This is a genomic window from Liquorilactobacillus satsumensis DSM 16230 = JCM 12392 (assembly GCF_001435195.1).
GTDB classification, from domain to species: domain Bacteria; phylum Bacillota; class Bacilli; order Lactobacillales; family Lactobacillaceae; genus Liquorilactobacillus; species Liquorilactobacillus satsumensis.
Genome location: NZ_AZFQ01000036.1, coordinates 95,092 through 107,115 on the forward strand (window position 1 = coordinate 95,092; position 12,024 = coordinate 107,115).

Below are 12,024 nucleotides of genomic sequence, written 5' to 3' on the forward strand. Positions count from 1 at the left end.
AACTTGCATGGAGAAAATAAATTTAGTCCTGAAAAATAAGGCACAACACTGCGTATTTTGTTTAAGGAATAGGAAAAGGAGGGGAATCCGAAAGTGAGAGTTTTATTAGCGGGTAATACTGGTTATTTGACGAAGAAAATGATTGGAGAACTTTTTCCTAAATGTGATGTGCTGATCATCGGAGACCCTCTCGTTGAAACAAGCTTTGATAAAAAAATTACAGCAATTTCGAAAAACTATGAACAACTGACTGATATTGTGGAATTGCAGTACTTCGACAAAATTGTGTACTTTTCTGCTTTTTTAACCTTTACAGGCAGAGTTCAACACGAAGTCGAAGAAATGAGCTCTTTGCTGGAATATTGCGAGCAAAACAAAGAAACGCAGCTATTATATATTACAAAGCCTAGCACTTTGGGAAAAGATAAGCGAAATGAGGAACTTATTTTACGCCAGCTGGCAGATCTATGTGCTTATTATGCAACCGAAAAAGGGGTAGACGTGAAAGTTATTAAGAGCCCATTTTTATATTCGGCTGAGAAAAGCAATGATTTTTTGTATAAGCTGTTTCAAAGTGCAGCAGCGCAGAAGTCTTTCCGGATAGCAGCTAGTCGGCGACAGTCGTTATCTTTTATTGCACCTGAAGATTTATGCAAATTAATCCGAAAAGTCTGTGATAGCTGGGAAAAAGGTTTTGAAATTCTCAATATTCCGCAGCAAAATGAGCTCGATTGGGACCAGCTTGAGGATGAAATTCCGCAAAGTAAGCTTATTTTTACGGAAGATTCCACAACTGCAACTAAACTTGAGCAGCTAACGGATTCGCAACTTGGTGACAGGTATAACTGGAAACAAGAAATCAAGCTTAATGAAAAGCTGCCTGAATTGTATCGCAAATATCGCAAAAATATTTCCTCAGTGGGAGCTTGGGAGCGGATTAATAACATTCTTTTTAAAAAGCACCATAAGTTAATTGCTGTATTAGAAGTTCTTGCAGCTTTTGGAATCTGTATTCTTTTAAACAAATTAGCAAGCAATAATTCTGAATTCAAGTTAATTGATATCAAGTTACTTTATGTTGTTATTGTGGGAACGATTTATGGAATTGATCTCGGATTAGTGGCTGCAGGATTGGCATCGGGGCTGCTGGTTTATTCTTTTGTGATCAGTGGAACAAATTGGCTAATGTTATTTTATGATCCTTCCAACTGGCTACCATTTATCGGTTATTTTATTATCGGAGCTATTTGTGGATACCTGCAAAATAAAAATAAAGATAGGCTTAATTTCTGGGAGAAAGAAAATAAACTTGTGCAAGAAAAATACAGCTTTGTACAGCAACTTTATGGGGAAGAATTGCGCGAGACTAAAGAGCTGCGGAAACAGATTCTAGGCAGTAAAAATAGTTTTGGCAAGATCTTTGAAGTAACGCAAAAGCTTGATTCCGTTGAACCTTCGCAGATTTTTAATAAAGCAATTAAAGTTTTGGAAGAATTGCTCGAGAATAAAACAATTTCAATTTACAAAGTTGAAAAAAACGAGGCTTTTGCTCGGTTGCAAGTTGCGTCTAGCGCGATTTTAAAAGAACAACCCTTTTCATTAGCACTTGCAGACTATGGCGAAATTATTGCGACTGTCAAACGAGGTGAGGTCTGGGTTAATAATAATTTAGACAAACGTTTTCCAATGTATGTTACCGGCATAAGCCAAGATGCACGTTTATTGCTCTTGATAACCGTTTCTCACGTCGACTATACGCAAATGACACTCTATTATCAGAACTTATTTAAGGTGTTGTGCGGCTTAGTCCAAAGTGCTGTCTTAAAAGCGCTTTTCTACAAAGAAACCGTCTACAATAAACTTCATTATGAGCAAACTAAAATTTTAAAAGAGCAGGCTTTTATCAATGAGTTGAAGATCGCTAAAAAGTCAAAAGAAGAGCAAAACTCATTGTATGAGCTACTTAAAATTGATGTCAAAAATATGACTGAACTTAAAACGGCTTACTCCAAACTTGAAGGATTAATTAGAGAAAATGATCTTTTTGGCATTTTTGATGATGGAAGTTTTTATTTGTTGTTAACACAAATTTCTCCTAAAAATGTACCGCTTGTGCTGCAGCGTTTTTCTAAAGCTGGAATTAAAAGCCAAGTTGTCTCTGAAAATGAGGAGGAAAAGCTGTGCGGATTATAATTTTTTTGCTGATCATCCACCTCATCGGGTGCGTAATTGTCTACGCCGGTGTTAAGCTGCGGCTGTTACATCTTTCTAAGATTATTCTGCCCTTTGTGCTACTAGTTCCGTTTTTCGGCAGTGTCTGTGCGGTGATTGTGGGAATCTTTTTTTCAACAACAACTAATCGCCGAAAAAAGGTTGACCTAGAAGAAGCTCTGGAGGATACGTCCGCACAAAACAGCTTAGTAGTTGAAAGAGAGCGAAATTATCAGAACATTGTTTCGATGGAAGAAGCTTTGCTGATTAATGATCCAGAGGTTAGACGCAAATTATTGTTGACGGTGTTGAACGATGATCCCAAACAATATATTGAGATGTTGTCAAAAGCGCGCATGAACAATGACGTTGAAGTTGTTCATTATGCGACGACGGCACTGGCTTCAATCTCCAGCGATTTTGACATACAGTTACAGGATTTTGAACGTAGGTATCGAAAAGCACCGGACAATCTTGAGTTGCTGCAAGCTTACAAGAATTTTTTACAGCAGTATCTTAAGTCGGATTTTATTGAAAAGCACACCTATGAGATTCAACGCAGTCAGTATGTGAATTTATTGCAAAAGTTAATTGATGTAGGGCAAGGCGACCTTGAAACTTATCTTGAAATGATTGACACTTTGCTGGAGTCAAAAAATTACAGCCGTGCTTTATTTTATCTCGGTGAAGTTGAAAAAAGCTGGGGAGATTCACAGGAATATTGGTTAGAAAAAATCAAATATTATTTTTCACAGCACGATCACCAGCAGATCATTAAAACAGTCAAAGAAATTGAAACCAAGAACATTTACTTCTCGAAGCAAAATAGGGAGTTAGTGGAATACTGGATGGCAAAGGAAGAAAGGAAAAAATTCCATGAATAGGTGGAAAAGTTTTAGGTATAAGGCACTTTTTTTTATCATGCTGACTTTTTTCATAATGGCACTCATCCTCTTCTTTGAACGAAGCGGGATTCACTATACGCAACCAGCTAAGCAGGTTAATTATTTACCAACCAGTAAAGTGATACAAAGTTCAGCTGCGGTTAAAAAGGCTCCAGTGACTTGTTTAGTTTTAACTGATAGTACTGAGCCAGATTGTCGAGTAGCTGAGCCGCAGATTAAGCGAGTTCTTTTGGATATGAAAGTCGGATATAGAACTGTTGATTTATCAAAGCAAACACTGCCTGCACTGGGAGCTTATCAAACAGTTGTTGTACTGACAGAAAATATTAGTAGTTTTGGGACGCAGCAGAATGTTTTTAAAAATTGGATTAGCGCTGGAGGTCATGCACTATTTGTACTGCCAATTCAAAAAGAAGAGGGAGTTGATAACTTTTTCGGTGAGTTGGGCGTCACAAGTGCGACTGCTAAAAATGAAGTAGTTTCCGGTTTTTATGCCGCTAAGGGTTTTATGGCGGGTGGCAACAAGGAGTATAAATTTAGTGATCCGTTCAAGTCTGCACGTAAAATGAAGTTAACGCGCAATGTTAAGACATATGCCTGGACCGACAAGAGTCAAAAATTCCCATTAGTTTGGGAGAATAAATATGGTAAAGGGCAAGTTGTAGTAGATAACATTGGAATTGTTGAAAAAGTTAACAGGGGAATCTATGCGGCTTCATATAGCTTATTAGGTGCAGTGGGAGTCTATCCTGTGATTAATGGGTCTGCATTTTATTTGGATGATTTTCCATCACCAGTTCCTAATGGGGATGGCAAGTATGTAAAGCGTGACTATCATATGAATATTGCTGACTTTTACTCCAAAGTTTGGTGGCCGGACCTGTTGAAACTTTCGGCGCGCCATGGTGTCAGGTTTACAGGTGTTATTATTGAAAATTATGGAAATCAGACAAATGGAAAGGTCACAACGACCCAAGATACAAGTCGTTTCAGATATTTTGGTAATATGTTATTGCACGCAGATGGTGAATTAGGTTTTCATGGTTATAATCACCAACCATTGAATACTGGGGAAGTCAGTTACAAGGGACAGCATTTACCATATAAACTTTGGAAAAATACCCAGGCGATGAAGAACTCAATTGAACAATTAGAGACCTTTTCAAACAATGTCTTTCCCGAGACAAGAAAATCAGTTTACGTACCACCGTCTAACATTCTTTCAGCTAAAGGCAGAAAGATGCTTGGAAAAGACAAAGAAATTAGGACGATCGCGAGTGTTTATTTTCCGGGGGATGCCGGTTATTCGCAGGAGTTTGGAGTTTCAAAAGATGGAATTGTTAATCAACCACGAATTATTTCGGGTGCACTTTTTGATAAGTATAATAAGCTTGCCGCTTTTTCTGAGTTAAATATGCATTACGTGAATACTCATTTTATGCATCCTGATGATCTCTTAGATGTTGATCGTGGTGCTAAGCTGGGGTGGAATAAATTGAAAAATAACTTAGCATCCTATATGGAGTGGTTGTTCACCGCAGCACCAGGGATTAGAAACTTAACCGGTTCAGAACTTTCTGGTGCAATTGAAAGATATAGTGCAGCGGTTGTGACCAAAAAAGAGGTTACCGCCACTGAAGTTAAGTTGGAGCTTGGCAACTTATATGACGAAAGCTATTTAATGGTACGTCTAAATGAAGGCGGCAAGCCTCAAGGCGTGGAGGGCGGAACGCTTCGTCACGTCACAGGCGATCTCTATTTGCTGCGTGCGACTAGCAGGAATGTCACCATTAACTTACGGAGATGAGAAAAATGCGGATTTGTTTAGTATTAGAGGGTTCTTACCCCTATGTTCATGGTGGGGTTTCTACCTGGATGCAGCACTACTTAGAGGATATGCCTGAACATGAATTTGTTTTGTGGGTTATTGGGGCACATGCAAAAGATCGCGGGCACTTTGTCTATGATTTTCCCAAGAATGTGGTTGAGGTGCATGAAGTTTTTCTGGATGAGGCTTTGAAGCAAAGACCGCATGGTAAGTTAAGGCATCACTTCTCTTTTGCAGAAGAAGAAGCCTTGGAACAATTGATGGAATGTGCGCATCCCAATTGGGAATTACTTTTTCAATTATTCCAAGATAAGAAAGTTGCGCCGCTCGCACTGTTGCAAAGCGATCTTTTTTTAAAACTCTTAACCCAACTATGTACTAAAAAATATCCGTATTCAGCTTTTGCAGATTCATTCCATACAATGCGTTCGATGTTGTTGCCACTTTTTTATCTCTTAAGCCAAGAAGTTCCAGTAGCAGATGCCTACCATGCAATTGCAACTGGATATGGTGGTCTGTTGGCTACGCTTGGGAGTTGGCGCTATCAGAAACCGTTGTTGTTAACTGAACATGGAATTTATACGCGTGAACGTGAGGAAGAACTTATCCGGGCACAATGGGTAGCACCAACTTTTAAAAAGCAATGGATTCAACTTTTTTATATGTTGTCAGATGCAATTTATCAGCGCGCTTTTAGAGTAACGAGTCTATTCGAGAATGCCAAGAAGATTCAAGCAGAGATTGGGTGTCCCATTGAGAAATGTCGGGTAATCGAAAATGGAATTGACTATGATAAAATGCATGCCATTCCAGAAAAAAAGGCGGGGGAGATCGTCGAAATTGGAGCAGTGGTCCGGCTGGCTCCGATTAAAGACATCAAAACGATGATCTATGCTTTTGCTGAACTTTTAACGCTAAGAAACAATGTACGCTTGCATATTATGGGAGGAACTGATGATGAGCAATACGGAAGCGAGTGCCATGCATTGGTCGAGGCTCTTCAAATTACCGACAAGGTTCTTTTTACTGGTCGGGTTAACGTGGTTAAGTACATGGAAAAGATTGATTTTACACTTTTGACGAGTATTTCTGAAGGACAGCCACTTTCAGTATTGGAATCGTTGGCAGCCAAAAGGCCATGTGTTACAACGGATGTCGGTTGCTGTAGAGAGTTACTTGAAGGTAAAAAAGACGATAATTTAGGAGTTGCGGGGTACTGTGTGCCACCAATGTATCGAGAAGGATTGGCGAAAGCCATGCATAAAATGTGTCAGTCGGATTCACTTAGAATGAAAATGGGGACGATTGGAAGCAAGCGGGTCAGCTTATTTTATCGCCAAGAACAAATGATGGCAAAGTACCGTAATCTATATGAAGAGGTTGAAGAAAAATATGGCAGGGATCGGATTTGAATTAAAAAAGCTGTTTAAAAAAAGAGGTTTGTTAGCAACTGCCCGTGCATATGGATACGCCGGAATTGTATGCACTGGACCGATGATTTTGGGGATTGTGCTGCTTTTAAGTATTCTTTTTTTAAGTAGAGCATACAATATGAGTTTCCATGGACAGGAAGTCTTTGTGAGCACAATAACCTACACACTTTTATTTTCTTTGACGGTCTCCGGATTCTTTTCATTAGTAGTAACCAGATTTATCGCTGATATGCTTTATGAAAAACAAGAAAAGAAGATCATGCCCTCATTTTGGGGTTCAAATATGCTGATGTTGATAATTGGTGAGTTGCTCTATACTGCATTTTTATTATGTTCTAATACTAACTTAACGCTGACTGTGATGTGCCTAGCTATTTTTGCAGAAATATTGGTTGTTTGGAATGCAATGTGCTATTTAACCGCGATTAAAGAGTACAACGGAATTTTGTTTTCTTTTGTCTCTGCGGTCATTGTAGCGTTTCTATTGGCTTGGGCTGTGATCAGGTTAGATGGGATCTCAGTCTTAGGGATGCTTTTCGCTATTTTTTGTGGCTATGGAGTAATGTTAGTCTGGGATGTAGTATTACTGTATCGTTTCTTCCCTCGGAGTGCGCAGCAACCTTTTCTTTTTTTGCAATGGTTTGATAAGTATTTAGAATTGGCGTTTGTCGGTTTATTTATCAATATTGGCTTATTCGGACACATTGTGATGATTTGGAATAGTCAATTGGGAGAAAAGATTGAAGGGTTATTCAGAGCAGCGCCTTACTATGACATTCCTGCATTATTGGCCTTTTTAACCACGTTGATTACAACCATGAATTTTATGATTTCGGTTGAAGTTAATTTTTACCCTAAGTATAAGGCATACTATGCATTGTTTAACAATCGAGGTTCAATCAGGGATATCAAGCAGGCCGAAGATGAGATGTTGACAGTCTTAAAGTCGGAGCTGAAATACACTGGTTTAAAACAACTATTTACAACAGCAATTGCAATTTCAGTTGGCGAAGCAGTAATCAGTCTGCTGCCATTAGGTTTTAATGACATCATGTTCGGGTACTTCAGAATACTTTGTGTTGGTTACGGCCTTTACGCGATTGCTAATACAATCATGTTGATTCTCTTGTATTTTGTTGATAATCGTGGGGCCTTTATAGGAACCCTGATCTTTGCGTTGGCATCACCAGGATTAACCTTTCTCATGTTCAATTTGTCGCCTTTATATTACGGATTTGGTTTTGTAATTGCCTGTGGTCTTTTTTTCGTGATCATGTTAGCCAGATTAACAAATTTTACGCGGAAACTGTCATATCATTTACTGAGCAGACAGCCGCTTGTTGAGGAGCATAAAACGGGAATTTTTACGAGTTTGGGATTAAAACTTGATCGTCTTTTTGCACAAAAATAGTCTAAAAATTTAGAGGCTACTGGCGACTTGAGCAAGCTTAATAGATTGCTATTGAAAATTTTTTGAGCAAAAGGTAGATTTGAAATAAAAGTCCAATAATGCTTTAATGATGAAAGTATCAACTGCTTTGCAGCCAGAACTGTGCATTATTTAAATGGCAAAGTAAGTTGATTTCTGAAAACGCAAAAAAGTGGAGGAAAGTAAAGTGAAGATTCTTATTACTGGAAGCCATGGCCAATTGGGTCAAGAACTGCAGCATTTACTAAAAAAAAGACACATCGATTTTTTAGCAACTGGTTCACAGGAATTGGACATAACAAATGAAGCTGCGGTTGAGCAGTATTTTGCACACAACCAGCCTGAAGTTGTCTACCATTGTGCGGCTTATACAGCGGTCGATCAAGCTGAAGGTGACGGCAAAGAAACAAATTGGAAAGTTAATGCAACGGGGACGGCAATTATCGCGAAAGCGTGCGCAAAGTATGCCGCAACGTTGGTTTACATTAGTACAGATTATGTGTTTGATGGGACACGAGTGACAGGTGAATATTTACCTGACGATGCTAAAGGTCCTCGAAATGAATATGGGCGTGCTAAGTTAGCAGGCGAAGAAGCTGTTCAAAAATACTGTACTAAGTATTATCTTGTCAGAACTGCATGGGTTTACGGTCAATGGGGACATAATTTCGTTTATACGATGTTGAAGCTTGCTCAAACGCATGATAAATTAACGGTTGTAGCGGATCAAGTCGGACGGCCTACTTGGACACGTACTTTGGCAGAATTTATTACATATTTGGTTGAGCGGCAAAAACCATATGGGATTTACCAGTGCAGCAACTCTGGCCAGTGTTCATGGTACGAGTTTGCCCAAGAAATATTGCGTGATAAAGAAGTCACGGTAACACCAGTTTCATCTGATCAGTATCCAACGGCAGCTTTTCGACCGCACTACTCAGTAATGCAACTTTCTAAAGAAACTGGATTTGAATTTCCAAAGTGGCAAGATGCACTCCACCAGTTTATGCACCAGATTGAAGGAGAGCAGTTGCGTTAATTTAAAAATCAATGTCTTCTGAAAATTAAGCAGGTGGTTGGTTTCGCATTTTACGCAGTAATTAAACCAAATGTCAGGGATTGTCAGATTGATTGGAAATGAGAGCATAAAGCGTGAATTAAAGCAGGCGCTTAGATTCGAAATTAAATGAAGAAATTCAATTTATTAAACACGTTTATCTGGACTAAAACAAAGAGCTTTGATCGAAGTTTAACTTTTGATCAAGGCTCTTTGTTTTTATAATATCTGGATTAATCTCTTTGAAGGATGAATAAGTTTGAATTACAATTGGCATTTTTCTCACCTTTCTGTATAAAATTCCAAAAAAAATTAAAAAGAAGTTTACCAATGATGAAGATATCTCTTAGCTATCTCTTTTATTAGCAACGAAATTTTGGTAAGATAGTTTTGTTTGTGAATTATTTCTACTTAATGTTTAACTGTATTTTAATTGAAAATTACTGAGAAAATACGATTAAAGATTAAGAATTAAATGTGTGTAGGAGCGGAAAATGAAAAATTATAAGTTGTGGCGCTTGAATCTTGGCTGGCAGATTTTTATTGGCTTAATTGCAGGAGTAGTGCTGGGAGTTGTTTTTTACAATAATTCGACAGCTATTACAGCAATGCAAAATATTGGGACAATGTTCATCAACTTGATTCAAATGATTGTTTTACCAATTGTTGTTTCCTGTTTAACAGTTGGAATTGCAAATATGGGTGATGTCCGCAAACTTGGCAGGGTTGGCGGCAAGACACTGATTTATTTTGAAATCATGACAACAATTGCAATTATACTGGGTTTGTTAGTTGGCAATGTTTTCCATCCGGGCAGTTATATTGACGTCCATCAACTGCATTCTCAAAATATTGATCAGTATGTTCAGACCGCTAAAAAGGCAAAAGAAAGTGGAATCTGGGCTACAATTGTCGGGATTATTCCTACTAATATTTTTAAGGCTTTAAGTAGCGGTGAGATGTTACCGATTGTTTTCTTCTCAGTTTTCTTTGGCCTTGGAACAGCTTCTTTGGGAGAAAAAGGAAAAATTATTATTGATTTTTTGCGGGCAGTCTCCGAAGTTATGTTTAAAATCACGAATTGGGTTATGCGGGTTGCTCCGTTAGGGGTTTGTGCATTAATCGGGACAACAGTTGCGCAGTTGGGCTTAAGCGCCCTGGCACCGCTGGGGTATTTCATTATTTTAGCGTATGCCACTATGATAATTTTCATCGTTTTTGTAATGGGAGGTGTCGCACACCTTTTTGGGATCAACAACTGGAATTTATTAAAGGTGATTAAGGATGAAATGGTTCTCGCTTTTTCAACTGCTAGTTCGGAAGCCGTTTTACCGAAAATTATTGATAAGATGGATCGTTTCGGTGTTAGTCAAGGAATCGTATCATTCGTCATTCCGACAGGTTATACATTCAATCTAGATGGTTCCGCAATCTACCAATCGCTAGCAGCGCTCTTCTTAGCTCAAGCTTATGGGATTCATTTATCGGTAAGTCAGCAATTAACGCTGGTTTTGGTATTAATGATTACTTCAAAGGGGATGGCAGGTGTCCCAGGTGCATCATTTGTGGTTTTATTGGCGACGATTTCTTCGATTGGGGTTCCGTTGCAAGGATTGACCTTTATCGCAGGGATAGATCGGCTTGTCGATATGGGCAGAACGGTTGTCAATGTAGCTGGTAATTCGCTGGCTGCTGTTATTATCGGCAAATCTGAAAAAGAATTCGATCAAGCAAAAAATTTACAGTACCTTCAGACCCTTTCTTTGGATAATAAGAGAAACTAAATTCAGCGGTTTTTACAAGCAATATTTGTCCAAAATGGCTGAATGGCAGGATTTAGCGAAACTTTAATGAAAAACTCTGCGAAAAAATTTTATTGAAATTTTAACCTTTTTTCCATAGAATCTTCAAATTTGTGGTGCATAATCTCTAAAAAGAGTCAAATCAGACTAGTTCAAAACTAATAGAGACAAGGAATCTACTCTGGAGAACAACTAAGCAAAAAACGTGTTTTAAAGTGGAAAACACTGGATAACTGGTGATTTAAGTACTTAGGAAATTCGGTCGATAATAACTGGAGGCCACAAATTTCCTAATAGAACTTTCATTGAGCAGATCCTCACTAAATGAAAGAATCGCAGAGCAGTTGGAAGACAGTTTGACAACTTGGACTTTGATTATCTTGCATGATATTAGCGAATGTTTTTGGCATAGTGATAATTGAGGAGAGATTACATTGGAAGATATTCTACTTGTCATTAAGGGCATGAGCGCTGATTTTAGCAAGAAAGAAAAGGAGCTTGCTGCGTATATTCAAGCGCATTCGCGGATTGTCCCTAAAATGTCGGTCCAGAAGCTTGCACAAGAATCAGGTGTGAGTGCAGCTACGATTGTTCGTTTCTGTCGAACGTTGGGGTTGAATGGTTATTTTGAGCTGAAAATGTTGTTGGCAGCTGCCAAAGAAGATACCTCTAGTTACCGTGAAATTAAAATGGGAGAAAGCGTCCGTCAAATTATTAAGAAACTTGAGCGGCAAAATACAAGTGCGCTTAAGCTTACCTTACAGGGGCTTGAGCCGCAAACTGTCGAAGAAATGCTCAACTGTTTACATCGTGCACCGGCCATTTATTTGTGTGGAACTCGTAATTCGGCTGTCTCCGTGCGGCAGCTCGCTAAGCGGTTTGAGTTGCTGAAAATGATCTTAATTCAAGTTGGCAGCTATAAAAAGGCTGCTTCAGCTTTGGCAGCCGCACCGGCTACTGCAGTTTTTGTTTTTGTTGCCGATGAGCACACTCAGACGGCAGAAAGCATCAAATTATTCGAATTGGCGCAGCAAAGAAAAGTTTATACAGTGTTGTTGACGCCTAATCGCAATTCTGCAGCTGCGCAGCTTGCAGACTTTGTCATTCCGACCAAAGCACTACGCAAAGCGGCCTTTTCTACTGGAATTACAACAATCACTGAAATGCAGCTTTTTGTAGCCGAGGTTTTGTTCTTTAGTTATGTAACAAGATTTGGGATTGAAATTGCTTCAAATATTTAAAGAACAAGGTGAACTTAACTCTAGAAATAAAAAATACTTCTTCCATTGTTGAAAGATGACGGTGGAGAGTGTGACATAAGTCGGGAAAATTTGAGTGCTAACTCGAAATTACGAACAT

Annotated in this window: 8 protein-coding genes; all 8 read left to right on the top strand. The window is 38.8% G+C overall.

The genetic code is table 11. From position 1 onward, the window contains the following. Nucleotides 1-93: 93 nt before the first annotated feature. The 8 genes from FD50_RS05360 to FD50_RS05395 all read left to right on the top strand — a co-directional run bounded on the left by FD50_RS05360 (nt 94) and on the right by FD50_RS05395 (nt 11,906). Nucleotides 94-2,193, top strand: coding sequence for a DUF4118 domain-containing protein (locus tag FD50_RS05360; RefSeq protein WP_056960703.1), 2,100 nt, complete (start codon nt 94-96; stop codon nt 2,191-2,193). Then, the gene (locus tag FD50_RS05365; protein WP_056960704.1) at nt 2,181-3,095 is read left to right on the top strand and encodes a hypothetical protein; all 915 of its coding nucleotides are present in this window, start codon (nt 2,181-2,183) and stop codon (nt 3,093-3,095) included. The genes FD50_RS05360 and FD50_RS05365 overlap by 13 nt, the downstream gene beginning before the upstream one ends. Beyond that, entirely contained in the window at nt 3,088-4,923 is a 1,836-nt protein-coding gene (locus FD50_RS05370) for a DUF2194 domain-containing protein (protein WP_056960705.1), read from the top strand. The genes FD50_RS05365 and FD50_RS05370 overlap by 8 nt, the downstream gene beginning before the upstream one ends. Nucleotides 4,924-4,928: 5 nt before the next feature. Continuing rightward, on the top strand, nt 4,929-6,356 hold the full coding sequence (pelF, locus tag FD50_RS05375) for a GT4 family glycosyltransferase PelF (protein ID WP_056960706.1): 1,428 nt from the start codon (nt 4,929-4,931) through the stop codon (nt 6,354-6,356). Continuing rightward, a complete protein-coding gene (gene pelG, locus FD50_RS05380) occupies nt 6,337-7,788 on the top strand; it encodes an exopolysaccharide Pel transporter PelG (RefSeq protein ID WP_056960707.1) in 1,452 nt (483 codons plus the stop codon). The genes pelF and pelG overlap by 20 nt, the downstream gene beginning before the upstream one ends. 205 nt (nt 7,789-7,993) lie before the next feature. Then, nucleotides 7,994-8,845 (top strand): dTDP-4-dehydrorhamnose reductase, encoded by an 852-nt coding sequence (gene rfbD, locus FD50_RS05385; RefSeq protein WP_056960708.1) that lies wholly within the window; start codon nt 7,994-7,996, stop codon nt 8,843-8,845. A gap of 512 nt (nt 8,846-9,357) precedes the next feature. Continuing rightward, on the top strand, nt 9,358-10,647 hold the full coding sequence (locus FD50_RS05390; protein ID WP_056960709.1) for a dicarboxylate/amino acid:cation symporter: 1,290 nt from the start codon (nt 9,358-9,360) through the stop codon (nt 10,645-10,647). Between the two features lie 452 nt (nt 10,648-11,099). Continuing rightward, nucleotides 11,100-11,906, top strand: coding sequence for a MurR/RpiR family transcriptional regulator (locus FD50_RS05395; RefSeq protein WP_056960710.1), 807 nt, complete (start codon nt 11,100-11,102; stop codon nt 11,904-11,906). The last annotated feature ends 118 nt before the right edge of the window (nt 11,907-12,024 follow it).